We start from the raw sequence: 26,134 nt of genomic DNA on the forward strand, positions 1-26,134 counted from the left end.
CCTGGATGGGCGAAATCAGACCATCAGCGTCCATGCCAGCGTCGCTCCCTCATCGAACGGTGATGTCCGGCCCGTTCCCGCACCACCGGGCCGGCGATGGCCGTACCGTCCGGTCGTCATGAGAGTGCTCGCGCCCCTGCGCCGGGGACCGGACGTGCCCGCCCGGCGTGTCGACGCCGACCTCGTGGTCCTCGGCGTCGAGGTGGCGTTGATCGCCGCCGCGGTGGCGGTGGGCGTGCTGCTCAACGCGCGCGGAGTCGGTCTGCACGCCGACGCCGCGCCGCTCTACGCCACCTGGCGTCCGCACCTGGGTTGGGGTACCCCGGCCGCGCTGTTGGTCGCCACCGTGGTGCTCGGCTGGGGCGTCCGGTGGGCCCGGACCGCCAGGTGGGGCCGGCTGCTGGTTGCCGCCTACCTCGCGGCGGTCGCGTGGACGATGTCGTTGGCGCTGGTGGACGGCTGGTCGGCCGGTTTCACCCGGCGACTCACCCCACAGGCCGAATATTTGCACGAGGTGCCCCGAGTCGCCGACATCACGACCATGCTGGCCGGCTTCAGCGCCCGGATCCTCGATTTTCAGCCGAACGCGTGGTCCACCCACACCGCCGGCCATCCGCCGGGGGCGCTGCTGCTCTTCGTCGAGTTGGACCGGATCGGCCTCGGCGGCCCCACCGTCGCCGCCCTGGCATGCGTGCTGGTGGGAGCGACCGTCACCGTGTCGGTGCCGGTGACGCTGCGGGCCCTCGGCGCGGAAGAAGCCGCCCGCCAGGTGCTGCCGTTCCTGGTGTTGCTGCCCGGCGCGATCTGGGTGGGAGTCTCGGCCGACGGCATCTTCGCCGGTGTGGTCGCGGCAGGGCTGGCCCTGCTGGTGGTGCGGGGACTGGCCGCCGCCGCGGTCGGGGGCCTGTTGCTCGGCTTCGCCCTCTACCTGTCGTACGGCCTCGTACTGGTCGGCGTCCTCGCCCTGGCGGTGGTGGCACTGCGACCGCGAGACCGGTGGCCGGCGATGCTCGCCGCACTGGCCGGCGCCGGTGCGGTGGTTGCCACCTTCACGTTGGCCGGTTTCTGGTGGCTGGACGGCTACCACCTGGTGGTTGAGCGGTATCACCAGGGCTGGGCGGCGGATCGCCCGTACGGCTACTGGGTGTGGGCGAACATGTCGGCGCTTCTGCTCTGTGCGGGCCCGGCGCTCGGGCCCGCACTGCGCAGGACCGCGCTCGCGTCGGCCGGTCCGGCGCGCAGCGTAGCGATGCGATGGCGTGGGCCGGACCGAGCCGGGATGAGTGCCTGGCTTGACGCCCTGCGGGGAGCCGGGCCGACGGTGCTGCTGCCGCTGGCCGCCGTGCTGGCGGTCGTCGCGGCTGATCTGTCCGGGCTGAGCAAGGCGGAGGTGGAACGGATCTGGTTACCGTTCGTGGTCTGGCTGCTGGTGGCCGCCGCCCACCTGCCGCCGGCTGCCCAACGGTTGTGGCTGGCTGGGCAGGTGGTCACCGCTCTGGCGGTCAGTCACCTGCTGTGGACGGTGTCCTGATCCGCCGGCGGCAGTGCGACGATCTCAGGCGGTGAGGGTGGCCGGTTCCCGTAGCGGATCGGTGGCGAAGGCGGCCACCCCCTCGGCGAACCCGACCCGGGCGGTGTAGCCGAGCAGCTTCGCCGCCCGCCGGGGATCGGCGACCACGTGTCGGACGTCGGCCGCCCGGCCACCACCGACGATCTGCGGCACCGGCCCGGCCATCGCCTCAGCGAGGGCAACAGCCAGCTCACCCACCGTGTGCGGCTCGCCTGAGCAGACGTTGACCGGCACGAGGCCCCGCGGTGGCGAGGCGGTCAACGCCAGCAGGTTGGCCCTGGCGACGTCGGTGACGTGGACGAAGTCGCGGCGCTGCCGGCCGTCCTCCAACACCCTCGGCGGCAGACCCTCCGCCAGTGCGGACCGAAAGATCGAGGCCACCCCCGCGTACGGGGTGTCCCGGGGCATCCGAGGGCCGTAGACGTTGTGGTAGCGCACCGCCCAGACGCTCCCGCCGGTCTGTCGCGCCCACGCGGCGGCCAGGTGTTCCTGGGCAAGCTTGGTGGCCGCGTACGTGCTTCGCGGCTCAAGGGGCGCGTCCTCGGGCACCAGAGCTGGCGAGAGGGTGCCCGCACAGTCCGGGCAGGTTGGCTCGTACCGGCCGGCGGCCAGATCGGCGACGCTACGGGAGGCGGGCCGCACGGTGCCGTGCGCCGCGCAGACGTACCGACCCTCGCCGTAGACGACCATCGAGCTGGCCAGCACCAGCCGGGTCACACCGGCCCGGTGCATCGCGGCGAGCAGCACCACGGTGGCGTAGTCGTTGTGGCTGACGTAGTCGGGGGCGTCGGACGGATCCAGTCCGTGTCCCACCATCGCCGCCTGGTGACACACCACGTCCACTCCGGGAAGAAGCCGGTCCAGCAGCGGGGCGTCCCGGACGTCACCGACCACCGGGGCGTGCCGCCGGGACCACTCGGGGATTTCCCGGCCGTGTGCCTGAGGCAGCAACGCGTCGAGCGCCACCAGGTCGTGGCCCTCGGCGACGAGCAGGTCGGCGATCTGCGATCCGATGAAGCCGGCCGCGCCGGTGAGCAGTACGCGCATCCCGGTGACCGTAGACCGCACTCGGCCGGGGTGGGGTCGAATCACCCGCCTGCCAGGCGATCGGTATCCCGGTATGCGCCAACTTCGGTGCCCACGGCGTCTAGCGTCGCGGGATATGGGTGTGACGGACCGGCAGACGGGTTTCCCCCAGCGGTGGTGGAGGGCCCTTGAGCGGCACCCCCCACCGATCCCCGGTCTGCGCGGAGACCGCTGGCGCAGCCCGCTGCGGGGTCCCTGGCTGACCGCCGTCTACGGCGCCGTGCTCCTCGTCGGGTTGCCGCTGGTGATCATCACGGGGCTGCTCGACTACGCCGCCTACGGCCCCCAGTTCGATCAGGCCCTACCCCGCGAGGTGGGCTGGTTACGGCTGCCGCCGTTCGACTGGCCGACTCGGCCGTCCTGGCTGTTCCGGGTCACCCAGGGGCTGCACGTGACGCTCGGCATCGTCCTGATCCCCGTGGTGCTGGCGAAGCTCTGGTCGGTGATCCCGAAGCTCTTCATCTGGCCACCGGCCCGCTCGCTGGCCCAGGTGCTGGAGCGGCTGTCCCTGCTGCTGCTGGTCGGCGGGATCCTCTTCGAGATCGCAACCGGTCTGCTCAACATCCAGTACGCGTACCTGTTCGGCTTCGACTTCTACACCGCGCACTACTTCGGCGCCTGGGTCTTCATCGCAGCGTTCGTGGCACATGTGATGCTGAAGCTGCCCCGGCTGGTCAGCGCACTCCGATCCCGGCCGGCCCTGCGGGACCCCCGCCGATCGGGGCAGCGCGAGCCACGTCGGCCCGAGCTGCGTACCCCGCTGACCGCGACCCGGCCCGAGCCACCCGATCCGGACGACCTGGTGGCCACCGCACCCGGCGCGCCGACAATGAGCCGACGCGGCGCGATAGCCCTGGTCGGTGGTTTGTCGCTGCTGCTCGGCGCCCTCACGATCGGGCAGAGCCTCGACGGTCGCTGGCGTCGCACCGCACTGCTGCTACCGCGCGGACGTGAGCCCGGCACCGGACCGAACGGCTTTCCGATCAACCGCACCGCCGCCGCGGCGGGTATTCGGCCAGACGAGATCGGGCAACGGTGGCGGTTGACGGTGCGGGGCGGCGGCCGTCTCGTCACCCTCGACCGTCCCCGCCTGCTGGCCATGGGCCAGCACACCGCCCGCCTGCCGATCGCCTGCGTGGAGGGGTGGTCGACGCGACAAACCTGGTCAGGTGTACGACTGCGCGACCTCGCCGCCCTGGTCGGTGTGGACGATCCGGCGTCGGCGCAGGTGCGGTCGCTGGAGAAGGCCGGGTTGTTCAACCAGGCGATCCTCCAGGCCAACCAGGTGCTCGACGCCGACTCTCTGCTCGCTCTGCGGGTCAACGGCGCCGATCTCTCGGCCGACCACGGCTTTCCCGCCCGGGTGATCGTTGCGGCTCTGCCCGGCGTGCACTGCACGAAATGGGTCGCCGACATCACCTTCCGGACCGGCGCCGATGGCTGAGCCTCTCCCCCGATTCCGGGCGGCCTACGGATCGTCCCCACAGCACCTCGTCGCCATGATCGCCTGCTTCACCCTCACCGGCTGGGTAGCACTGCGAATCGCCGAAGAGGCCACGGCCGGCCGGATGCTGCTCTGGTTCGTCGGCGCGGCCGTCGCCCACGACCTCATCCTCTTTCCGATCTACGCGTCGGCCGACCGGGTGCTGCGCGGTGCGCTCCGGCGCTCCGGCCACGCCGCTACGGACGGTCAGTCGCCCGCTGCACACCACCCGCTGCCTCGCCGAGCCGGGCACACGCCATCCCGACCATCCCCGCTGAACCACATCCGGGTACCGGCACTCGCCACCGGGCTGCTGTTCCTGGTCTACCTTCCCGGCATCCTGCGGCAGGGCCGGGAGACCTATCTCGCGGCCACCGGTCAGGACCAGCATCCGTACCTGGCCCGCTGGCTGGCAATCACCGCCACGCTGTTCCTGGTCAGCGGCGTCTGGTACCTCGTGCGGCAGATCCGCTGGCGACGGGTCGACGGTTCGGCGCGTTGAACAGGTGACTCCCCGTCGCTGACCCGGGAAGGCACGAGCATGACGAGGTCCGCGGAACTGCCCCAGGCCGAAGTGGGGGTGATCGGTGGCAGTGCCTTGGCGTCGAGGCCGAAGACCGCAGGCAGGCGCACCAAGTCAGTGACCAGGTCCCCACTCCCCCGCAGGGACGGACGACGGATCATCTGCTACGGTATCCGGGTTGCAGTTTTGATTTCCGTAGACGTTTTCCAGCGCCTGATGGGTATCCGAAACCCACCCAGGCGCTTTTCGTTTTTCGTGTCGTTTCGACGCGGGTGATCAACGCGGCGGCGTGAGGGTCCGCACAGTGCGGTCTCCAACAGCCTGCGAGGAGCAGACATGACTACAGGTACCGTGAAGTGGTTCAACGCCGACAAGGGCTTCGGCTTCATCAGCCCGGACGACGGCGGCGCCGACGTCTTCGCCCACTTCTCCGCGATCTCGGCGAGCGGCTTCCGCAGCCTTGACGAGAACCAGAAGGTGGAGTTCGACGTCACCCAGGGCCAGAAGGGCCCGCAGGCGGAGAACATCCGCCCGCTCTGATCCACGCTCCGCGAACGGCGGCCCGGCTGATTCAGCTGGGCCGCCGTCCGGCGTTTCATGCGCTCGCCACGTCATCTCAGAATCGCTGATCGGCAGGCGTCCGGCCATCCCGGTGTAGCGAGTGGGTGGCGCAAACGAGCGCCGCGGCCCCGACGCTGCCGGTGGCCGAAATGGATCGGCTACTCACCAGCCTTCCTTCCCGCCTCTGGTGTCGCGGCGTCGCCTTCTGCTCTTCCGTATGTCTCATCCGCTACCGCTGCCAGTGCTGACGGGCTGGTCGCGGCGAGGCCGTCCAACGCGTGTCGCCACGGGGAGGAGCTCAGGCATTGCGCGACCAGCCGACGCGCCCACTGTGGAGGCACCGCCTGTGCCAGTGCGGTGAGCACCCGCCCTTGGAGGGCGGGGCCGTCGATCTCGGGTACCAGTTCCTCGGCCTCCCGATGCGCACCGGCGGAAACCGAGGCCATTCCGGCCAGGAAGAGTGCCCTACTGCGACTGTGACGGCTTGGTAGGGCACGGCCCGACTCCGCAGCCTCGGTGAGAAGGAGGCGCGCCCGAGAGCGGTCCCCGCAGGCCATGAAGGCCTCGCCGACCTCAATGAGGCAGTCGACGCGATCCGTCGGGTCGGAGAGCCTTCGGCCTTCGGCTTCGGCCTCGACGAGCAGCAGGGCAGCCCGTTCCGGGTGCCCGCAGGCCGCGAAACCCTCAGCGACGAGCGTCAGTCGCCAGGCGCGGCGACCGATGTCCTTCAGTCCCCGGGCCTCCGTCTCGCACTGGACGAGGATGGACGTTCCACGCGTGTGCTGCCCTTGGGTGCCTAGTTCCCTGCCCACCCGGTCGAGCGCTGGATTGCCGTACTCTCCCGGAAACTCAATCGACAGTGCCAGCGACTCGGCCTGCTTCCCCGCGCCAGCGGTTGCCAGCGCGACGGCGATGTCGTTGAGCTCGTATGCGCGGTGGGTTGGGTCGGTGAGCGCGGCGGCTATCTCCGCCGCCTCCTGCAGGACCGGAAGAGCGCGTGACCGGTCGGTGCCGGTGGCCGCCGATTGCCCTACTGCCGTGAGAATCCGGACGCGCCACAGCGGATCGGTCAGCCCGCGGGCCACGGCCTCGGCTCGGCCCGGCGCCCCTGCGCTGACCAGTGCTCCGCCCAGTCGGTGCCCTGCTCGTTCCGCGTGAGGATTAGCAATCTGTGCCCCAATGAGGACTTCGGCCTGACCGAGCAATGAAAGGGCCCGGTCTCGCCGTCCGGCCTTTGCCAGGGCGTCTGCCAGGTCGATCAGCTGCCAGGCATCGCGCAGCGGATCGACCGTGTCGTGCGCCAGCGCCTCAATCTCAACGGCCAGGGAAAACGCTTCGGGGTGTCGCCCTTCGACGGTCAGCGCCTTTGCCACCGAGCCGAGAGCAGCCACCCGGTGGTAGGCGTCGCCGATGGAACGGGCCAATGCTTCAGCTTGCGCTGTCTTGCCGAGTCTTGCTAGATCCTTACTGACGAAGGCGAGTAGCTGGTCCTTCTCTCTGATGTCGCGGGCGATGTCCTCGGCCCGCTCGGTGAAACCGGCGGCAGACAGGACAATCCCTATCCGCAGCAGGGTGGAGTCCGGCTCACTCTCTTCCTCTGCCGCCGCCGACCGTGCGACGGCTTCGGCTTTGGCGAGCAGGTCGCCGACTCGTCCGCGTTGCTCCGGGCGGTCCCGCAGGACCCAGGCGACGTGGAGAGGAAAGGCTGACTCAGAGAGAAGCTCTCCGTCCCCGACCAACGTCCGGGTCTGGGTCTGTGGCCACCCCGGATGGGCGTGCTCTGTGTCCTTCAGCGCGTGGAGCACCCGTTCCGCGCGGGCGAGGACGTCGACTCGTCGCCATTCCTCGGCAAACGACAGCTCGTTGCGGGCCAGCTCGATGGCCGCCCACACTGCCGTCCCCGCTCGGTCCAGGTTGCCGGTCTCCTGCCATCCCTCGGCCACGGTCACCAGCGCCTCCGACTGTTCGGAGGGGACGACCAGGGCGGCCGCCTGGGCCTCCGCCTCCCGCAGTGCGGCTTCAGCTCCCTGGTGTCCGACCGGCCACCAGGCCCGTCCCACGTCGACAAGGCCCCGAACGCGATCCTGCGGGTCGCGTTCAGCACGTGCGTTCTCGGCCGCTTCCGCGAGCACAGCCTCGGCATCTTCCTGTGCGCCAGTACCGGCCAGCGCCTGCGCCGCTGCAATGAGCGCCTCGGCGCGCTGGCGCGGTTGAGACAGGCTCCGGGCCAGTGCCTCGGCCCGCCGAGGCTGCCCCAGCTCAACCCACACCGCCGGCAGACTGGCCGGGACGCATTCGTTGCGTTCGTGCAGCGCGTCGCGCCGTACGGCCAATCGGAACAGAGCCGTGAGATCCGGTGTATTCGCCTCGGACAGGGTGTGCTGGACCGAGCGGATCTCGGTCAGAGCCGCCGAGTCGCCGCCAGTCAGGTCCCGCATCCGATCATGGCGAGCGGAATCGGCGGCAAGGACGGCCATCCGGGACACATCCCCGGTGGAGAGCAACAGCGAGAAGTAGCCACGCAGGAGGTATTCCGGGGTTCCCGGCGCCCATCGCGCGGCAGCATATGCGTCTGCCCACGTGTGGATCCGATCCCGGTAGACGCTCAGTATCTTCGGCCCGAGCATCCGGACCGCGTGTTCGCGAAGTTCCTCGTGTCCCAGGACGAAGACCACAGGGAGTTCGCCCGGCCGGGAGTGGCTCTCCCGCGGGCGGAAGGTGCGCCCGGCCCTGCTGCGCAGTATCTCCTCCACCTCGTAAGGGTTCAGGTCCGTGAGCTCGGCCAGCTCCGCGGTGCCGAGGCCGCCGCCCGAGGCGGTGAGCAGACTGAGCAGTTCACGCTCAGGCCCCGAACTCGCCAAGAGGTGCTTCAGTTCGCGCTGTGCCTCCGTCCGGATCACCTGCGCGAAGGCAGAGCGGTCCAGGGGGCGAACGATGTCGGGGTCGCGCAGGGGATGGTGTGCCGGTACGTCCGCAGGTATTGGTGGATGGGGTCTGCCGGCCACTATCACCCGCAGCCCGGCAGGCGGTCGAGCGGGCAGAAGTGCGGCGATACTGTAGGCGTCCGGTCCGGTGGTCACGCCGCGGTCCTCGTCCAGACCGTCGACCAGCAGCACCAGACGCTCGCCCCGCCGCTGACATCGGTGCGCCGCGTCGTTCAGCAGCCGCAGGAGGTGCGTTTCGCGGGTCGAGGCGGTCAGGAACGGGGCCGGACCTTCGCGGAGCAGTTCGCCAAGCTGTTCCAGGACGACGTCGGTGAAGGCGACCCTGTCGTTTTGTGCGGCAAACCGGGCCGTGACGAAGAACGGGACAACCCGCACTCCAGGGGGTGGGTGCAGAGCGAACCAGGACATCAGCGCGGTCTTCCCCGCCCACGCTCCGGCCCGCCACCAGATGTAGGGATCGCCTGCGTCGGCGGTGCAGAACGCGGCCAGTTCCCTGAGTTCCGCCTCGCGGCCGACCAGCACCTCCGGGACGATCCGCCTGATCTGCTCGCCGTACCCGGAACGCGGTACCGGCTGCATACCGACCTGTACGTCCCCGTAGACGATGCCGCTGTTGGCCACCGCCCCGGTCTGCGCCTGCGCCCCGCCGGTGCCGGACACTTTCACGGGCCCCGCCTGGCCTCTTCGTCCACCCGCCGCGGACTGCTCGTCTCGGGGCAGCATGCCTCGCTCCTTGTGATGCGTCACGGCGTTGCTCCATCCGCCGAGCCAGCGCCCAGTACCTTGGTAGCCCGCTAACCTGCGGCGTAGCCGTCGCTCGTCTCCTCCCAGCCGAGAAGTGTGTCGGTGAGCGCCGGGAGCGCCGCAGGGGCGAAGTGAAGAAGGCCCTCAAGCAGGTCACTCCAATCGCCCAGGGCGAGCGCGCGTGCCATGAGCCGCCGTCCCTGGGCGGGCTCGACGAGCTGCGCCAGCTTCGCCAGGGTGTCGGCGCGCCAGGCGGGAAGCGGGATACGCTCAGCCAGGTCCAGGGCCGCGCCCATCTCCCCCGTCATGGTCGCCGCCTCCGCCAGGTGATGCAGCCACATGGACCGTCCCCACCGATCGGTTGGCATCGACGTCTCGGCCCGGTGGGCCCAGACCGCCGCCAGTCCCGGCTCACCCGACCTCGCCGCCGCCTTCACCCGGGCCCCCATCGCCGCCGCTCGCCAGTATGGATCGGTGATGCCGCGAGCAAGCTCCTCTGCCGCGTCGAAGCAGCGGCTCCAGGCCAGGGCTTCCACCGCGTAGCACGCCACTGATTCTCGGTACTCGGTGCCCGCACAGCGGCGGGCGAGGTCCTGCAGAGAGACGGCGAGTACGGAGGCGCGGTGCCGGGCCCCGCCGACGGCAGCCGACCGGGCGAAGGAGGCCAGCAGCTGGGCCTGATCTCTCGGCGAACCCGGGAACACGTCAAGCAGCCGCGCGGCCCGGTCGAGCGCGCCGTGCCTGATCGCCGCCTGCGTCAGCGCCGCGCTGGCCTCGGACAGTTCCTCATGGTCCACGAGGCCGAGGATGAAGGCTTCGGCCCTGTCGAACTCCCTCTGGACGGCAAGCGTCCGTACCAGTCGGGCGCCGACATACTTCCTCATCCACAGCGGGGTGACAGTGCGTGCGAGCGCCTCGGCCCGATCGGTCTGACCCATCAACGCCAGTACACCCACCTGCTCCACCTGCACCTCTGCTTTCCAGTAAGGCGAGGCGGTGGCATCGGCGAGAGCGGCGAGGGCATCGGCCAGGCGTCCGGTTCTCTCCCCGTTGCCAGCGGCGTCTGTCACTCCGGCGAGTGCGGCCAGCGCTCGGGCCCTGGGAACGGGCCGGACGTTGTCGCGGCAGACGCGCTCGGCGTCCGTGACGAGCGCAGTTGCCCGATGATGATCCCCACGGCCAAGCGATACCGTCGCCAGCAAGGCCAACGCCTCGGATTGTTCTTCCGGGTCGGTGATCGCAGCAGCCAGGGCCCCGGCGCGTGCGTCCTGGCCCGCCAACGCCGCCGCTCCCGCCGCGGCTACCAACAGCATGCCCTTGTCCTCAACCACCGGGGCGCGGGCCACGGTCTCCATCGACTGGGACAGCACTGCCGCACGTTCCCGGTCGGCGCACGTGGTCAACGCTTCTACCGCCGCCCGGGCCAAGGACCGGCTCGACGCTGAGTCCTGCCAGCATGGATGAGCAGGAACCGCAGCCGCCTCCGTGAGCAGGTCCACCAGCCGTGCGGCGCGCGGCGCGTCGCCCGAGGCGGCCACTGCCTGGGTGAGCGGCTCAATGACCTCCAACAACCACAGGGGAGGTTCGGCCCACCGGCTCAACTCCGCGGCCGCCTCGCGCAGCGCCACGCCGTGTTGGCCGATGCCAGCAGCGGCAGCCACCGCCAGTCTCGCCTCGATCTCGGCCCGCCGTTCGGCGGAACGCACCGTACCGGCGAGGACTCCCAGATGTCGCAGCGCAATGGTCACACGCTCCGGCTCCTTTGAATCAGCGGCCCACTCGACATCGCTTCGCCACCAGGAATGGGTATTGCGCCGGGCCCACTCTTCGATGGCATCAGCGAGTTCGCCGGCCCGCCTGCGATTTCCGCTCGCGGCGGCCGCCCGTGCACCCGCCGCCAACACATCGGCCTTTTCGCCGTCGGTGGCATCGGCTAGGACGGCATCCATGGCGCGTTCCAGAGCAGCGGCGCGGTCGTGATCGCCAGCGGCACCCGCCGCCTCCGCCACGGCGGCCATTCGGCGCGCCCGCCAGCAGGCCGAGTCGGAACCGTCGAGACCTTCGATGGTGTCGGCCAGTTGGGCCGCTCGCGCCCGGTCGCCCCCGAGACCCGCCACCTTGGCGATCTTCGCCAGCGCGGCACCCACCGCGTCGGGGTCGTCCATTCCGCGGGCCAGTGCCTCGGCGCGGTCCGGCTGCCCGGCGGCGGCCCACACGACCGGCAAACTCCATGGATAGGTGTTGCGTTCCAGAAGCCGTCGTCGATGGACGGCGATCAGGGCCGTCGACACCAGGTCAGGCACCTCGCATGCCAGCATCAGGGCTTCCGCGGCGTCGATCTCGTTGAGCGCCGCGGCGTCCCCTCCGGTCAGCTCGCGCATTCGGTCGTGGCGGGCGGAATCGGTGGCGCAGGCGACGGCACGGGGCAGGTCAGCGGTCGCGCGTAGCATCCGGGCATAGCCACGCAGCAGATACTCCGGGGTGGCCAACGGCCAGCCCTGATCGCGGTAGATCTCCGCCCAGGTGTGCAGCCGCTCGCGGTACCTGGACAACCTGTCCAGGCCGATCATCGTGAGTGCCGTCTTCTGGAGTTCCTCGTGGGCCAGGACGTATACCTCGCAGGCGTCCTCTCCGGGCCCGGCCGTTCGCTGCCTACGGGCGGTGCGGGTGGCAAACGTCCGGCCGGTGACCGCTCGCAGGTGCTGGGCAACCTCCCAGGCATTGATGCCGGTCAGTTCGGCCAGATCAGACCTGCTCAAGCCGCCCCCTGCCGCGGCCACCAGACCCAGCAGGTCCCGTTCCTCCGCCGTGCCGCGCAGCAGCCGCACCAATTCCCGTTCCATGTCGGCCCGGACCGCCGCAGCGTGCGGGGATCCGTCCAGGGGGCGAACGATGTCGGGGTCGCGCAGGGGGTGGTGTGCCGGTACGTCCGCAGGTATTGGTGGATGGGGTCTGCCGGCCACTATCACCCGCAGCCCGGCAGGCGGTCGGGCGGGCAGAAGTGCGGCGATACTGTAGGCGTCCGGTCCGGTGGTCACGCCGCGGTCCTCGTCCAGACCGTCGACCAGCAGCACCAGACGCTCGCCCCGCCGCTGACATTGGTGAGCCGCGTCCTCCAGCATGGTGAGCAGATGGCCTTCACGGGTGGCTTCGGTGAGGTGGGCCGGTACCGGCTGCCCCAGCGATGCGGCGAGCTGTTCGGCGACGACCTCCGTGAAGGCCGCACGGTCGCTCTGCCCGGCGAAGCGCGCGGTGATGAAGAAGGGCAGGATCTTCGCTGACTGCGGGGGGTTGAGCGCGAACCAGGACATCAGCGCGGTCTTCCCGGCCCAGGCGGGCGCCTGCCACCACACGTAGGGCCCCCGGTCCGGTGCGGTGCAGAACGCCGCCAGCTCGTCCAGTTCGGCCTGGCGACCGACTAGTTCGGGGGGCGCAATGCGCAGAACCTGCTGCCGGTACCCGCTGCGGGCAGCAGGTGCCGCGTGCACTGCCACGTCACCGCGTACGACGCCGCTGACCGCCACCCCGCCAGTCGCGGCGTGCGCCTGCCCACTGCTGGTGACGGCGGCCAGCGGTTGTCGCCATCCGCGCGCCGTCACCAGGGCTCCGTTAGTCCCACGTAGGTGCGTCCTTCCTGGCCGGACCATCCCAGCGCTCCGCGCTCAGCCACCATGGGCCGAACACGACGTCTCAGTCGGGCACCGGTCAGGTCAGTCGGATACCGCTGGTGGCATCTCCGCCGTCGGTTGCATCGGCCGGGCCGGTGCGTTCCACCTCGACCGTTCCCCGGTCATCTCCCGTTGCGGCGCCCGGAGCGGTGAGACCGGAAACGGCGGTACCTCCGGCTCCGGCCCGTGCGTCACCGGTATCCGCCACCCGCAGCCCACGTGGACGCTGCCTGGGCAGAGCCGCCCAGACGGCGACGCCGAGCGCCGCCACCGCCACGAGCGCCGACACCACAGTGGCCACCTGACTCGCCTTGTCTCCCCGGAGCAGGAGGAAGGCTGCGCCCAGGCCGGCTACCGCGAAACAGGTCAGCGCCAGCACGATCCGCCGTGTGTTCATCCCTTCATCATCACGGCAGCCCCCGCACATCGGGAGGACTTAACGGTCCGTCCTTCGGCCTGTACCGGCCGCCCTTTTGCACCCACGGCACCTGCCGCTTCACCGCACACGACCACGCCACCAGCCGAGGGCCCACGCCGACCGAGGAAATCAGCCGACCGACTACGCCATCAGGTGTTCTCGCCGGTGCTTCGCCACCGGCAGCAGGCCCGGCCCGTCAGCCCTCTACGGACGTTCGGCGGGCACCGACGGGCCAGAGGATCGTGGTCGGGACGCCGTGGTGCCGTGCCCAGTCGATGGTCCGGTCCGTCGACGCGGGGTGACGGCCAGGTTTGCCGTCCCACACCGCCACGAGTCGCTGCACCCGTCGGACCAGCTCCCGGTTGGCAACCACGTAGGCCGCGGTGTCCGAACGGTCGTAACCGGTGTGGACGACCGCTGTCGCCTGGTCGAGCAGCTCGTCGAAGGCCAGCCGATTCTCCGGCCTGATCACCGCGACCCGGTAGTCGCGGGCCGGCAGGATCACCTCGTAGGTGCCACCCAGATCGAGGATCGTGCGCGCGAAGACCTGGTCCGCGCCGGACGCCAGGCAGGTCACGCCGTGCACGGGCCGGTCGCTGATCCGGCCCAACTCGACGCGCAGAGCGTCGGCGACGAGCAGCTCGGTGTCGCGGGTCAGGTTGATGTGCCCGGTCACGCCGACGCGCACCGGGCCGAGGTCAGGCGGCATCCCTCGGGCCTCTCCGCTGCGCGGGCACCGGGGGTGTCAGCCGGATCAGCTCGAACCCGCTGTCGGACAGCACGTCGGGCAGTGCTCGGATCTCCTCGCGATTCTGCTCCTGCACGTCGGACGGCAGCTCCTCCCACGGCCGCAGGGCGGGATGCCGCCGCTGGACGTCATCACGCGGGTCGCCGTACGTCCAGCCGTCCCCGCGCCGTTCCCGGCACCACCGGTCGTGCTCCAGTCGGGCGAGTTCCTCGATCCGGTCGTCGATGGCCTGCCTGGCGGCCGAGGCGTCACCGGTGCCACCGTGCCGGGGCGCCACGACGCAACCGAGATCCAGCAGCTTGGCGGCGATGTCCTGCACGTGGGCCCGGTTGGCCCGCCGCAACGACTCGGGTAGCAGTGACCAGTCCACCATCGCCGGGGCGCCGCCGAGTCGTACCCCGGCGCGCTGCTGGGCCTGGAGGTACCGCTCGTGAATCAGCCGGGCCAGCCGCTCGGTGAGGTCCTCGCCGATCAGTCGGGCGTCGCAGGCGTGGGTGAGCACCGGATAGAGGCGGAGCTTGCCGTGCACCTCGTCGAGCAGGTCGTGACGGGAGTCGCCGTGAAAGGCCGCGGCGAGCGCCGCCTGCCGGTAGACCGGCACGAACACGGCACTCTCGGCGCCCTGCCACAGGGCGGGCGTGTCCAGCACGAACTGCAGGCCGCTGATCTCGTCCGGTGCGCAGACGTAGATGCGGTCGTAGCGGTCGCGGCCCAGACCGACGACACCGTCGAGGTCCAGGTCGTACGCGGTCAGCTGGCAGACGCTGGCCAGGAACGGGTAACGCGACGACGCTAGAGCGATCTCGGTGCCGGCATCCGGTGCCACGACGTCCACCCGCAGGGGCGGCACGGCGTGGCCCCCGGGGGTGTCGGCTCGGGATGCGCGCCAGTGCCGGGCGGTCTCCACCAGGAGTGCCCGGCGGAAGGCGCCGCTGCCCGCGATGAGGATCCTGGTCGGTTGGTCTCCCCCGCTGGGCAGCGGGTGGTGCCGGTGCAGGGCGCGTGCGGCGACGTCGTCGACGTGGAAGTAGTCCAGCCGCAGCCGGCTCGACCCGGCGGCACCGAGTCGTCGGGCCTGCAGGGACAGACACATCTCCGAGTCGTGGACCAGGATGTAGACCCGCGGTGGTTGCCGTCGGTCCTGGATGAGCCGGTTGGCGGTGTTGGCGATCGCGTGGTTTCGGTCGTCGTCCTCGCTGCAGGCGTAGATGGTGTGGGCTCGGGACAGGCCGGCGCCGCGCAACACCTCGGGGCTGGTCGGGTCGCCGACCACGCCGAGGTACCGGCGCCACCGGTACTCCAGCGGCCCGAACGGTTCGGAACGCACCACCACCACACGTTCACCGTCGGCGAAGAGCCGGTCGGCGAGCATGTGGGCGAACTGGGAGTCGCCGCAGACCAGGACGTGACCACGGGCCCGCCGGGCGCGCAGGCGGCGACTCTCGGCGGCCAGCAGCAGCCGGCTGGCCTCGGCCACGGCGAGGAGCGTGAACAGCGGGGCGGCGAACCGGGCCACCTGCAGTTGCCACGGGTACGGGCCGGCGTTCTGGAAGGGTTCGGCGCCGAAGACGAAGAGTTGCAGGTCGTAGTAGAGCACGTCGTACGAATCGTAGGCGACGTCCGGCCGGGCCTGGAGCAGGCGCTCGAAGCCGACATAGCCGAGGACGAGAGCGGCCAGCCCGATCACTCCGAAAAGGACTCGCAGACTCCAGCCGGCCGGGCGGGACGAGCCGGCGACCGGATCCGTCATGAGCTCATGGTATTTGACGAGGTCGATCGGATCGTGGCTCGACGCGCACCGACGGCTCCGGATCGATCACGGAAAGTCGTCGGGTCGGGTGTCGGGCAGCGTGGCCAGTAGTTGCCCGGCCAGCCGCCGCACCGCGCCGTCATCCTCCTGATGCGCGAGCCGCACGAGCACCTCCCGGGTCCGGGTGTCAGTGTCGTAGCGACGGGTCAACGCGAGCAGCGCGGTCCGGCGGATCTCCCAGTCGTCGTCGTCAGCCAGCCGCAGCAGCAGGTCCCGTACTCCCGTGCGGCCGGCCAGGCTTGCGCCCAGCTGCTCCACGGCCCGGCGGCGAACCTCCAGGGCCGGATCGTCGCGGACCAGCCCGACCAGCAGCACCTGAACCTCCGGGTCGGCGCCGAAGTGCTCGCCGAGCGCGGCGGCGATGCGGGCGCGGATCGCCGGGTCCTGGTCCGACAGGCGGCGCATGAGCCGCAGCGTCACCGCCATGGACGCCGAGCCCTGCTTGGTCAGACAACGCACTGCCGCATCGAACACGGTCGGGTCGGTGTCGGACTCGACGCATTCCAGCAGCACGTCGGTCACCAGTTCCGGACTCCCGTACGCGCAGAGGGTCTGTACGGCGGCCAACCGGATGCCGACGTAGCTGTCTCGGCGTGCCCGCCGGCACAGTGTCTCCATCAGGCCCGGGGCGTCGCCGTGGCGGGCGAGCGCCTGGGCGGCGGCGCACAGCACGTTCGGGTCGGGGTCCCGACTGACCTGCTCGGCAAGGCACTCCCGCACCTCAAGGTCCGGTGGGTCGGCGAGACGGGCCAGGCTACGGGTGACCCGCAGCCGGACGATCGGGTCCCGCTCCTGGGAGGCGCGGCTGATGAGCAGATCGCGGGTCGCGTGGCCGAACAGCGGTCGCCCGGTGAGCAGGTCGACGGCGGCGAGCCGGACGCTCGCTGTCGGATCGCGTCGAGCGCTCTCCAGCAGCAGTTCCCCGGTGCGGTGGTCGGGGTAGGCCTCGGCCAGCGCGCGCACCGCGGCGAGGCGTACCGTCGCGTCCTCGTCGACGTGAGCCGAGCGGGCCACCACTGTCCAGCTGATGTCGTCGGCGCGGTCCCGGTCGATCAGAGCGGTGACCGCGGCGGCTCGCACGGAGGAGTCCTCGTCCTGCTCGATCTGATCGATCAGCCGGGCCCGGCAGCGCCCCTCCGGGTCGGGTACGAGCGCCAACCGCTGCACGGCGACCGCGCGGACCCGCGCGGACGTGTCCGAGCAGGCCAGCTTCAGCAACAGCTCGATGCTTTCCGGGCTGGGTCGCTCGCGCAGCAGCTCGGTCAGAATGCAGCGTCGGACCTCGTCCGGGGAATCGCCGGTGACCCGCCGCAACGCCGTGGTTCGTGCGGTCTCGGCGTACTCCGGCAGGACCAGCAGACCCTTCAGCGCGCACTGCACCACACCGGGGTCGGCGTCGGTGGCCAGCAGTCGCTGCATCGTCTCGGGTGCGTCCGGCAGGTCGGCGCAACGCGCGGTGAGCACTCCGGCGGCGGCTCGCCGCACCGCGACGGCGGTGTCTCCGGTGGCCCTGGCCAACACCTGACGGACGTCGTCGGAGAGTTCGGACCGGGTGCCGAGGGACTGCACGGCCAACGCCCGCACCGCGAGGTCGGGGGAGCTGGCGAGGTCGCGCAGCACGTCCACGAGGTCGAGGTCGGTGCCGAAGTGGGCGACCAGTGCGCGTACGGCGGCCTGCCGCACCGCTGTGGAGACCTCGGCGTGCGCCTGGGCGAGCAGGATGTCCCGGCATTGGCGACTGCTGCAACCGGTGGCCTCCAGCCGGCCGGCTGCCTCGGCCAGCCCGGCGACCAGGGTGAGGTGGGCCTGCCGCTCACGGCCCTGCCCCAGCTCCCGCACGAGCAGGTCCTCCATCTGCTCCTCGGCGGTGGACAGCACCGCAGCGATCCGGGTGGCGAAGGCAGAGCCGGATCGCCAACTGGTCCGGACCCCACGGCGGCGGTACCAGTGCAGGAAGATCTCCCGGCCGGGCCAACTCGGGCCGAGCGCCCGGATCGAGGACAGCAGCTCCTGCTCGGTGAGATCCACCAGGTTCGGGTCGTCGGCGGAGATGCCATGCTCGATGAGACGCACGACCTGGCGCAGCACGGCGTCGCCCGCGCCGGCCAGTTCGGCGGGCTGCGGCGCCTCGGCCACGCACTGCGCCGCCAGCACCAGGTTCCACGGCGGCCCGGTCAGGTTCAGCGGCGGCCACTGTTGGGTGGCCTCGGTGGCGAGCAGGGTGACCAGCTCGTTGGCGGTCTGGGCGGGCAGGGCGCTGGCGACCAGTCGGAGCACCTCCCGCCACGACGGATCGGCCCAGTGATCGCGAAACAGCGAACGCAGACGATCGATGCCCCAGGTCGGGTCGTGCTCGCACCTGTCCACGATCTCTTCGGCACAGAAGAATTCCAGGAACGCGCGGTGCACAAACCCGAACAGTCGCAGTCCGTAACGTTCCAGGATGAAGCTTCGCTGCCGCAATTTGTCGATCATCGAGTAGGCCATGGCGAGCGCCCGCTCATTCTCAAAACCGTAGAACGCGACGAGGTGGTCCCGGAAGATGCGCGCCAATTCGTCGGATTCAATGTAGTTGCCGGCGGGGCCGGACTCGCGGAACTGCATCCAGTACGCCAGGTGACGCAGCAGCCGGCGCTTCGCCTGCAGGTCCAGCGACGGCACGTCGCCGTGGCTTTCGCGCAGTTGCTTGGTCACATCCCACTCGGAGATCAGTACGTCGGTCACGTGCGCGTACAGCCGGCGTCGGTTGCGGGGCAGCGGGTGACCCCGGCCGACGATCGCCATGAGCATCAGCAGCAGGGGGTTGCCGGCGATCTCGCGCATCGCCCGGGAACTGCCCACCACGTCGAGGATCTGCCGCCGCTGCCGCTCTGCCTCCGCAGCCGGCGTGGGCATCACGTAGCGGTACCAGTTGCCGAGAAATCTCGCGATCTGCTCGTCGTCGAGATCCTCCAGTGTGAAGTGGTCGAAGCCTGCGTTGGCAAAGGTGTGCCGTTGATAGCCGGCCGCCCGCGAGGTGACCACTGTCAACACCCCCGGGTACTCGTTGGCGAACGTGGCGATCTGCGCGGCCACCTCTTCCCGCTGCGCCGGGTCGAACACCTCGTCCAGGCCGTCGAACAGGAACAGCGCCTGGCCGCCCTGGCGCAGGTACGCCTCCAGCACCTCCTGGTCGACACCGGCCAGCCCCTGCTGGTGGCGGTGGCCGACGTAGTCGAGCAGGCCGTCGCACCGGCCGTCCCCGTGATGGGTGGCGTAGGAGCGCAGCTCGATCAGGACGGGCAGGTACCGGTCCAGCGCACTCAGTCGAGGCTCGACGCAGACCTCGGCCAGCGTCAGCGCCAGGTACCGCGCGGCCGCGGACTTGCCCGAGCCGGGGTCGCCGAGCAGCACCATCGTGCGCCGGCCCGGGTCGGACACCACGTCGAACAACGACAGCTCGTCCTTGGCCGCGTACTCCTCCCAGAGCCGCTCCACCTCCTCCGGGTTGACCACCCCGGGCAGCCCGCCGACGTCGTCACCCGGCGTGGACCCGGCCCAACGCCACCACGCCAGCGGCATCTCCGGTCGCGCGTCCTCGTGGACGCGGGGCTCCACGAACACCTTGGGCAGCCCGACGGTGAGATAGCCGATGGTGGGACGCGGTGAGACCGCGTCCACCGAGACGGCCTGGTATCTCAGCGACAACTGCTTGTAGTACTGGTTGCGGACGGCCGCCGGCAGGTGGGTGTCCGGGTCGGCGGGCTCGCGGGCCGGGGACCTGCCACTGCGCACGTCGGCCAGCGCGGCGGTCACCTTGGCGGTGAGGTCGTCCACGCCGGAGAAGAAGGCGCAGAGGTGGCGTTCCTTGAGCTCGCGGCGTAATGCGACGATCTGCTGCCAGTCGGCATCCCGGTCGATCATGTCGACCGGCCAGGGCGTGTCCTCGGCGAGCAGGAAGACCAGACAGGGCTTTCCCGCCGCGAGCGCCTCCCGGTATTCCAACTCGGTGATGGAGGACTCCTGGCCGGGCGGCCGGAACCCGTACCGCCAGGCGAACAGCCCCACGTAGAGGTCGCACCGGCGCACGTCGGCGAGGCAGCGTTCCAGCGGCGGCCGGATGTCGGCGCCGTACGCCTCCATGGCCACGTCGTCGATCTCCAGGCGGCGAGCCACTGCGTGCACGGCAGCGCGGTATTCCAGCAGGTCCTTTTGTGTGGCCGAAATGTAGACCTTCATGAACGGCAAACTCCAGGGGGTGGCTGGCGACCGCACCATTGAAAATATCAGTCGCTGTCACGTCCGTCCGACCGCGAACACTCCGAACGCCCGCCGTACATGGGATTCCCGTCCACCCCGGGCCTATGATGGCCATCAACAGATACGCATCCGGGCGGTCGAATCTCGTACTCGTGGAGTTTCGGTTGTCCGACGCGGATGCGTGTCAGTGCCGGTCGCGAGGGGTGTACGTCAATCAGCATGAGCCGCATACCGCGCGACGAGCGCGGTGGTCGGTGGCAGCGTTGCGGAGGAAGCCATGCTCACTGTCGGTGAGGTGCACACCAGCCTTCTGCAGCACCGCACGGCGCTGGCCCAGGAGCAGAGCGCCGAAGTGCTCAGCCTGATCGAGGGCGAGGCCGTGCTGACCTCCCGGCGTCCATCGCTGTACGCGGTGTCACCCGATGTCCGCACCGGTGTCGACTGCTGGCTCCCGAGCGCCAGAAAGCGCCAGTTACGTGGGGTGGGAGCCGTCGTCACCCGGGCCATCATCACCGGCGGCCGGATCGTGCAGGCATCCTCGGTCATCCACGTCGTCGCCGGCGAGCGCCGCCAGCCGTGGTCGCACTATCTGGCCAACCCCGGCGTCCTGGAGACGGTCGGCAAGCTGGACGTCGCCGACCTGAGTGCGGGCTTCCTGCACGGCAACGACGCCGACGTGCTGAACCTGGAGGCGATCACCGGCCGGGTGCTCGACGGTGTGCAGATGTCCGACCTGCTGGACAGGCGCCCACCACTGCGCACCGCCCGCACACGGCTGCGCTGGACCGCGCAGACCGACAAGCGCCCGAACCGGGGGGTCTCGGCAGTGGTCACCGTGGACTCGCCCACCCTGCGTACGGTCGAACTCGTGCTCGACCCGCAGGACGTGCCGGCCGCCATGGCCGGGCTCTGCGAAGATCTCGCGTTGCACGACTGGCTGCTGACAGTGCTGTCCTCGCTGGTGGAGTCCGCTGTCACCCGATCGGCCTCCGGGCAGGAGCACGTCGAGCGGCTGCGGCCGGTGCTGGAGCACCTGCTGCACCTGTGGCTGCCCGGCGCGCGGGTGCACCCCCGGCTGCGGCCGATCTGGGACCAGTTGGAGCAGGTACCCGGGTTCAGCCGTCAGTGGAACTCGTCGGTCAACTGGATCCGGGATCAGATCAGCGTGAGCAACATGGCCCTGCTGCGCGACCTGGCCGGCCGGGTGACCATCGACGAGCCGTGCGGGCGCTGAGCACGCTCAGTCGCTGATGAACACGTAGCTCAGCCGGTCGACCAGCTCGCTGGGCAGGTGCAGGCCCTCGCCGCCGGCCCGCTTGGCGACCTGCTGCGCGACCGCCGGCGGCACCGCCACCTGGCCGAGGATGGTCCGTACGGCCAGCTCCACCGGCAGGTACTGGGTGCCCATCAGAGTCAGCGTGCGATACGCGCAGAACGGCGCGGCCGCCGGGTTCAGCTGCACGATCGCCGGGAGTTCGTCCCAGTCCGTCGGCAGCTCGCCGGCGAGCCGGCACGGCTGCGTCATCGTCTCGCCCCGATGCCGTAGCACGCCGAGTCGGGTCATCTGCCAGACCGAGGCGAGCAGGGCGCAGGCCCATACCCGGGCGTCCGGCTCGTCGGACCACAGCTCGATGTCGACGAAGATGGAGTGCCGGGGATCGCCGGACTGCAACGGCGGAGACCACGGACGTGGCAGGGTCATGGCCGGCGCGTCGACGTGCCCGGGTGACCGCTTACCGTTGGACAGCCAGCCCGACTCGCTCAACGGTGGACGACTCCCGGTGGTGTGCCGAGGGGGTTCCACCACCAGTGTGTCGACCACCAACCGGGCCAGCTCGGCACCGTCGTGCCGGGCGAAGCTGGACTCCCGGGCCACGTAGTCCAAGACCAGTCCGTGCTCCGCCGCGGCGCTCTGCACCTGCGGGATCACCTCGCGGGGGGTGCCGAAGCGGTGGAAGTAGTCGTCCAACATGAAGCAGGTGCTGATCCGCGGCTCCCGGTGTGCAGGCAGCCCTCGTCGGGCCAGAGCCGGGATAGCGGCCGACCAGTCCGCGATCCGCTCGAACTTGCGCCTCAGCTCCTCACACCCGTCGCCGAAGTCCTCCGCGTAGAAGTGCCCCAGCTCCACCGACAGATGCGAGTACGCCACGCTCTCTGTACGACGCACCGCAGCTGCCTCCTGGAACCTGACATCCATGCCGATCACGCGGTGTCCCATGCCGTCTCGTCGAAAAGCTTCTCGGTCAGGTCAACGAAGGCGTCCACCGTCTTGACGTTGGCAATTTTGGATTGCACGTCGTGATCGGAGATCAGCTGCTCCCGCCACTGCAGCAGAGGATCCAGCGGCACCACGCCGAGCAGCGTCGTCCGCCCGACACCGCGTCGTCGAGCCAGCTCCGACAGCTCCGCGTCGCACTTGCGCAGGAAGGCCTGCTGGGCGAGGCCGAGGTGGCCGACCTCCGGGCCACGTGAGTCGATCACCGCCGTACGGATGAAGCGCAGCGACTCCCGTAGCCGGTCCGGCTCGTGGCCGTACTCCTTGCCCATGGCCACGATCCCACCCGCCTCGAAGGCCAGGTCCGCCGCTGCGGTGACGTGCTGGGGAGTCCACCGGTGGAAGACCAGCCAGCGCACGGCGACCTTGCGCAGGGTCGAGGTCGCGGTGGCGGCCAGCGCGATCTGACTGGCGTACGACCGGCCGGCACTGAGGTCCACAAGGGTCAGGTCGAACTCCTCCTCCAGCCTGAGGAAGAGTTCGGCGCAGCGCTTGGCGATGTCGTTTGTGAAACCGAACTCGCTGCCGTTGCGTTGCCCCGGCAGGAGCACCAGCGGACCGGACCCGATGGGCCTCTGCCGCAGGCTGGCACGTTCGGAGGTGCCCCACACGTCCAACTGCTCCGGAGACGGGATCTCCCCGCGCAAATATCGGTGCAGGCCACCACCGTTGGGCCCGGCGCCCTCCACGCCATTGACGGCCTGCGGAATCTGGAACGTGATGCCGGCGGTCGGCGAGCCGAAGTCGTAATCCAGGTAGCAGGTGGGGCGACCGGACAACGCGCTGCGGTAGGCGATGTTCGCCGCGGTCACCGACCGCCCGGTGCCGCCCTTGTGCGACGTGACGAAGACCAGCATTCAGATCCCCTCGCTGGCCTTCTGCTGCCCGGTGGCGACGTCGTTGAGCAGCAACAGGAGAGTGTTCACCAGAGCGGCCGCCGTGCCGGGACGCTCGTCGACCAGCAGCTGCGCCCGGCCCAGGCTGGCTCTGATGCTGCGCATGCTGCGCTGCATCGCCTCACCGTCGAAGGTGCCGCGCATCAACTCCCGGTCGAACAGGTATTCGGCCTCGTCGATGAGATCCTGCGCGTAGTCGGCCAGCCGGCCGGCTCGTGGGAACGGCCGCTCCCACAGCAGTTGACCGGAGGTGACCAGGGCCTGCACCACCCGCTCGGTCAGATACCAGGAGGGTGCGTCAGGCTTCGGCGCCAGGCCGGGAAAGGCACCACCGGCGTGGTCCCACAGCCCCTGGTGCCGGCCGTCCGGGATGCGCCGCAGCAGCAGGTGGTCCCACACCTCGTCGGCCAGCTCGAGCAGTTCACTGCGCCGTCGGGCGTTGCTCAGCAGACCGGCGACGGTGGTCGCCCGCTGTAACAGCACCGTGGAGAACTCGTTGACGTTCCACGTCATGATCGGCTTTGACGTGTCGTCGTTCAGCGTCACCCGCTTGCCTGGCGCGTGCACGAACAGCGCCGGCTCGCCGGGCGACGCCCGCCGGGTGATCCGCGCCCGCTGCGCCAGCTCCACCAGCACCGAGGCGATCCGCCCGAGCTCCTCGTCACCGCCGCGCCCGACGGCGATCAGGCCCTTCACCGCCAGCGACGTGGCCTGGAGGGTGTAGTAGTCGGTCCGGTCACCGTCGGTCGTCCGCCAGGGGATGTCCTCGATGGGCCACCGCCGTCGGTTGCCGAAGGTCGCCACCGTCGCCCAGTACGTCCGGGTGAGCTCCCAGCGCAGTTGCAGCGCCCGGGACAGCCGCTGCTGCTCCTCGTTGAGCAACCCGAGCAGCCGGGTGCGTTCGGAGTTCAGGTCCTCGATGGCGTCCATCGCGATAACCGTGAAGTACAGGTAGGGGGCGTTCTCCGCCGAGCCCTCACGTTGCGCGCCGATCGGCTCGGTGGTCGGGACCTCCTCGGCACCGGAGATGATCCCCCACGACCAGCCGCACTCGAACAGCATCTCGCTGTTGTCCAGGTCCTCGGTCACCCGACCCGACCCGATGATCACGCTACGCAGGCTCGCCATCGTGTCCCGCAACTGCTCGCGCAGCGCCGCCACCAACTCACGGCGCGGCAGCTCGTCCTGGTTGACCATGTCGCACAGACGAATGCCGTACTCGTCGGTGGAGGTGAAGACGAAGGTGCTGAAGCTGCGGAGCAGGCCGACCATCGCCGCCGTGAGGCGCGCGCCCGCCATCGCGTCCAGTTCGTCCAGTTGCGCCAACAGGTCGCGCCGCTGGGTGGAGCCTCGGTAGACCTTGACGAAACCGATCGTCGCCAGTGTGAGTGTGACCGACACCGCGAACGAGTCGACGATGTCCAGGGAACGCTGCTCGTCGGTGAGCTCCGGACCGCCCTCCAGCGGGGTGAGGTAACTGCCCCCGCCGAAGATCGGCGCACCGGCGTCGTCGGTGTACCGCCGGAAATAGTCGATCATCACGCTGACCAGGCGGCGGGGAATCTCGATCGCGCCGCCGATCGGGCTGAGCGCCTCGATCACCTCTTCGTCGGCGCGGTCCGGGTCGTCCAGTGACAACACGGGGACCTTGGCCGCAGGGAGCAACAGGGTCAGCAGTTGCTCGGCGTCGCTGATCGAGTTGCTACCACTTCGGCTACCCCAGTGCCATTCACCGTTCGCCCAGCAACTGCGAACCGTAGCCCGCCAGATGTCGAGGATCTCCTGGCGCGGCTGCATCCGCATGACCCACCGCCGTCTGTTGTAGTCGTCGACTCGAAACCTCTGGTATTGCCGTGCCCACGATGGTCCACTATGCCGTTCAGCATCATCGTAGCGGGCCAGTCGAGTGCCACCTGAAAGGCTTCGATGGCCGCGTGTCGGCACTCCGGCCAATCGGGCGCGCTATGCAATGCCACGCCCCCACGCTGCGTCGACAGGCATGGCGTCGACGCATCCCGCAGGCACGCATCGGCGCTATCCGCGGGTACGGCCGGTGGCCAGCAGCATGCTCAAATACCCGTCGCGCAGCGGCGGCTTGGGCCGCACCTCGTGGACGTCCAGGTCGTACGCGCCCGCCGCGATAGTGGCCACCACGTCGGCGCGCTGCAGTGCCACAGCCGGGAACATCCGCCGACCGACGCTGTAGCCGAGGGACCCGAGCATGACCGTCACGGCGAAGGGCGACCCGGGCCGCAGCGCGTCCAGAAACCGACCGATCGCGTGCTCGGCCTCGGCCCGGTCGGCCGAGATGGAGCAGGCCACGAAGAACATCGTGCCGGCGCTCCAGGTGTGCCTCGGAAGGGTGAAGACGCTGGCCCTCACCACCCGGCCCACCTGCGCCAGGCGCCGGCGCGGGTCCGCCAGTGCGGCGTACGCGGGGTGCTCCACGCACACCTGCCAGTACGGGTCCCAGAGCTCGTCGTAGCTGTCGACCTGCGTGCGCAGCCAGTTGACGTTCGCCGTCGACCATTCACACAGGTCGACGGCCTTTGCGAACGGCAGAAGCGACAGCGCCGGGTACAGGTTCGCTCCCGACCCCACGTCGACGCACCGCGCGTCGGAGAGCTTCGCCTCGGCGAAGAAGTCTCGGATGCGGCAGAGGATCTCCCGATCGTCGGACCGCAGATCCGCGTAGTTGTGCCGGACATATGCCTGCGGGTCGAAGCTGTCCCACTCGACGTCGGAATTGACGGGCCTCGGCGACTGAATCGGCGAGCGTGGCGTCGACTCGCCGCAACCGCCCCCAGTCGCCGGGGTCAACGCCATGGACGGGCCTCCATCGGGTCGGCGGATCACATTGGTCGCTGAAGCGGCGCTCAGTGCACTGCCCATTATGTATCGACGGTGGTGTTCGCTCACAAGTGCAGGAACTTCACCACGCGCCGGGAATGACAACGACAGGACGCCGGCCGGATGCCGACAACCCGACCAGTTCGCATCCGATGACCGGCCCAGTCCACGCTCACCCCGGTCCTGGCCGCGCCGGGCCCCTCGGACGGTGGGTTCTCCGTCATGAGCATCGCCCCGATCATCCCGCTCACCCTGACCAGGGCGGAGGCCACTTCCACCTTGAGGACCACGTCCATTCGGTCGATCTCACACCAGGCG

At 70.1% G+C, this 26,134-nt stretch carries 16 protein-coding genes; 5 read left to right on the plus strand and 11 right to left on the minus strand.

Features of this window, described 5'->3' with window-relative positions; translation table 11 throughout:
* The first annotated feature begins 118 nt into the window (after positions 1–118).
* Positions 119–1,531: a hypothetical protein gene (locus MED01_RS09195; RefSeq protein ID WP_238668086.1), complete on the plus strand. Its 1,413-nt coding sequence runs from the start codon at positions 119–121 to the stop codon at positions 1,529–1,531.
* 24 nt (positions 1,532–1,555) lie between these two features.
* Here MED01_RS09195 and MED01_RS09200 read toward each other — a convergent pair whose 3' ends face one another.
* Complete coding sequence (locus tag MED01_RS09200) at positions 1,556–2,617, minus strand: NAD-dependent epimerase/dehydratase family protein (protein WP_238668087.1); 1,062 nt, start codon at positions 2,615–2,617, stop codon at positions 1,556–1,558.
* A 115-nt stretch (positions 2,618–2,732) separates the two neighbouring features.
* On the opposite strand from MED01_RS09200, the gene MED01_RS09205 reads away from it, so the two are divergent.
* The 3 genes from MED01_RS09205 to cspE all read left to right on the plus strand — a co-directional run bounded on the left by MED01_RS09205 (position 2,733) and on the right by cspE (position 5,202).
* Positions 2,733–4,100 carry a molybdopterin-dependent oxidoreductase gene (locus MED01_RS09205; RefSeq protein WP_238668088.1) on the plus strand — a complete coding sequence of 456 codons (1,368 nt, stop codon included), beginning with the start codon at positions 2,733–2,735 and terminating at the stop codon, positions 4,098–4,100.
* Positions 4,093–4,641, plus strand: a complete 549-nt coding sequence (locus MED01_RS09210; RefSeq protein WP_238668089.1) for a hypothetical protein — start codon at positions 4,093–4,095, stop codon at positions 4,639–4,641. Before MED01_RS09205 ends, MED01_RS09210 begins: the two co-directional genes overlap by 8 nt.
* A 357-nt stretch (positions 4,642–4,998) precedes the next feature.
* Positions 4,999–5,202, plus strand: a complete 204-nt coding sequence (gene cspE, locus MED01_RS09215) for a transcription antiterminator/RNA stability regulator CspE (protein WP_043326981.1) — start codon at positions 4,999–5,001, stop codon at positions 5,200–5,202.
* A gap of 179 nt (positions 5,203–5,381) precedes the next feature.
* Here the strand turns inward: cspE and MED01_RS09220 are convergent, their stop codons facing one another.
* The 6 genes from MED01_RS09220 to MED01_RS09245 all read right to left on the minus strand — a co-directional run bounded on the left by MED01_RS09220 (position 5,382) and on the right by MED01_RS09245 (position 19,774).
* Positions 5,382–8,891, minus strand: coding sequence for a tetratricopeptide repeat protein (locus MED01_RS09220; protein ID WP_238668090.1), 3,510 nt, complete (start codon positions 8,889–8,891; stop codon positions 5,382–5,384).
* A gap of 71 nt (positions 8,892–8,962) precedes the next feature.
* Positions 8,963–12,406, minus strand: a complete 3,444-nt coding sequence (locus tag MED01_RS09225; protein ID WP_238668091.1) for a P-loop NTPase family protein — start codon at positions 12,404–12,406, stop codon at positions 8,963–8,965.
* A gap of 211 nt (positions 12,407–12,617) precedes the next feature.
* Positions 12,618–12,977: a hypothetical protein gene (locus tag MED01_RS09230; protein WP_238668092.1), complete on the minus strand. Its 360-nt coding sequence runs from the start codon at positions 12,975–12,977 to the stop codon at positions 12,618–12,620.
* Positions 12,978–13,194: 217 nt separating this feature from the next.
* Positions 13,195–13,707 carry a hypothetical protein gene (locus MED01_RS09235; protein ID WP_238668093.1) on the minus strand — a complete coding sequence of 171 codons (513 nt, stop codon included), beginning with the start codon at positions 13,705–13,707 and terminating at the stop codon, positions 13,195–13,197.
* Positions 13,697–15,496, minus strand: coding sequence for a RyR domain-containing protein (locus tag MED01_RS09240; RefSeq protein WP_238668094.1), 1,800 nt, complete (start codon positions 15,494–15,496; stop codon positions 13,697–13,699). The genes MED01_RS09235 and MED01_RS09240 overlap by 11 nt, the downstream gene beginning before the upstream one ends.
* Before the next feature lie 66 nt (positions 15,497–15,562).
* On the minus strand, positions 15,563–19,774 hold the full coding sequence (locus MED01_RS09245; protein WP_238668095.1) for a HEAT repeat domain-containing protein: 4,212 nt from the start codon (positions 19,772–19,774) through the stop codon (positions 15,563–15,565).
* A 298-nt stretch (positions 19,775–20,072) separates the two neighbouring features.
* Between MED01_RS09245 and MED01_RS09250 the strand changes: the two genes are divergently transcribed.
* Entirely contained in the window at positions 20,073–21,029 is a 957-nt protein-coding gene (locus MED01_RS09250; RefSeq protein WP_238668096.1) for an SCO2521 family protein, read from the plus strand.
* A 6-nt stretch (positions 21,030–21,035) separates the two neighbouring features.
* On the opposite strand, the gene MED01_RS09255 is transcribed toward MED01_RS09250, so the two are convergent.
* From MED01_RS09255 to MED01_RS09270, 4 genes are all read right to left on the minus strand, one after another.
* A complete protein-coding gene (locus MED01_RS09255; RefSeq protein WP_274525405.1) occupies positions 21,036–22,013 on the minus strand; it encodes an SCO2522 family protein in 978 nt (325 codons plus the stop codon).
* Positions 21,998–22,927, minus strand: a complete 930-nt coding sequence (locus tag MED01_RS09260) for an SCO2523 family variant P-loop protein (RefSeq protein ID WP_203120842.1) — start codon at positions 22,925–22,927, stop codon at positions 21,998–22,000. The genes MED01_RS09255 and MED01_RS09260 overlap by 16 nt, the downstream gene beginning before the upstream one ends.
* Positions 22,928–24,769, minus strand: a complete 1,842-nt coding sequence (locus tag MED01_RS09265; protein ID WP_238668098.1) for an SCO2524 family protein — start codon at positions 24,767–24,769, stop codon at positions 22,928–22,930.
* A 231-nt stretch (positions 24,770–25,000) separates the two neighbouring features.
* Complete coding sequence (locus MED01_RS09270; RefSeq protein ID WP_238668099.1) at positions 25,001–25,792, minus strand: SCO2525 family SAM-dependent methyltransferase; 792 nt, start codon at positions 25,790–25,792, stop codon at positions 25,001–25,003.
* Between the last annotated feature and the right edge of the window lie 342 nt (positions 25,793–26,134).

The sequence above is a fragment of the Micromonospora alfalfae genome, from assembly GCF_022230925.1.
Classification (GTDB): Bacteria; Actinomycetota; Actinomycetes; order Mycobacteriales; family Micromonosporaceae; genus Micromonospora; species Micromonospora alfalfae.

Bases quoted from the DNA above. Each gene is read 5' to 3' on its own strand.
- MED01_RS09195 (WP_238668086.1), top strand. From the start codon at position 119: ATGAGAGTGCTCGCGCCCCTGCGCCGGGGACCGGACGTGCCCGCCCGG.
- MED01_RS09270 (WP_238668099.1), bottom strand. From the start codon at position 25,792: ATGGCGTTGACCCCGGCGACTGGGGGCGGTTGCGGCGAGTCGACGCCA.
- MED01_RS09210 (WP_238668089.1), top strand. From the start codon at position 4,093: ATGGCTGAGCCTCTCCCCCGATTCCGGGCGGCCTACGGATCGTCCCCA.
- MED01_RS09260 (WP_203120842.1), bottom strand. From the start codon at position 22,927: ATGCTGGTCTTCGTCACGTCGCACAAGGGCGGCACCGGGCGGTCGGTG.
- MED01_RS09245 (WP_238668095.1), bottom strand. From the start codon at position 19,774: ATGAAGGTCTACATTTCGGCCACACAAAAGGACCTGCTGGAATACCGC.
- MED01_RS09235 (WP_238668093.1), bottom strand. From the start codon at position 13,707: ATGCCGCCTGACCTCGGCCCGGTGCGCGTCGGCGTGACCGGGCACATC.
- MED01_RS09255 (WP_274525405.1), bottom strand. From the start codon at position 22,013: ATGGGACACCGCGTGATCGGCATGGATGTCAGGTTCCAGGAGGCAGCT.
- cspE (WP_043326981.1), top strand. From the start codon at position 4,999: ATGACTACAGGTACCGTGAAGTGGTTCAACGCCGACAAGGGCTTCGGC.
- MED01_RS09230 (WP_238668092.1), bottom strand. From the start codon at position 12,977: ATGAACACACGGCGGATCGTGCTGGCGCTGACCTGTTTCGCGGTAGCC.
- MED01_RS09250 (WP_238668096.1), top strand. From the start codon at position 20,073: ATGCTCACTGTCGGTGAGGTGCACACCAGCCTTCTGCAGCACCGCACG.
- MED01_RS09205 (WP_238668088.1), top strand. From the start codon at position 2,733: ATGGGTGTGACGGACCGGCAGACGGGTTTCCCCCAGCGGTGGTGGAGG.
- MED01_RS09240 (WP_238668094.1), bottom strand. From the start codon at position 15,496: ATGACGGATCCGGTCGCCGGCTCGTCCCGCCCGGCCGGCTGGAGTCTG.
- MED01_RS09200 (WP_238668087.1), bottom strand. From the start codon at position 2,617: ATGCGCGTACTGCTCACCGGCGCGGCCGGCTTCATCGGATCGCAGATC.
- MED01_RS09265 (WP_238668098.1), bottom strand. From the start codon at position 24,769: ATGCGGATGCAGCCGCGCCAGGAGATCCTCGACATCTGGCGGGCTACG.
- MED01_RS09220 (WP_238668090.1), bottom strand. From the start codon at position 8,891: ATGCTGCCCCGAGACGAGCAGTCCGCGGCGGGTGGACGAAGAGGCCAG.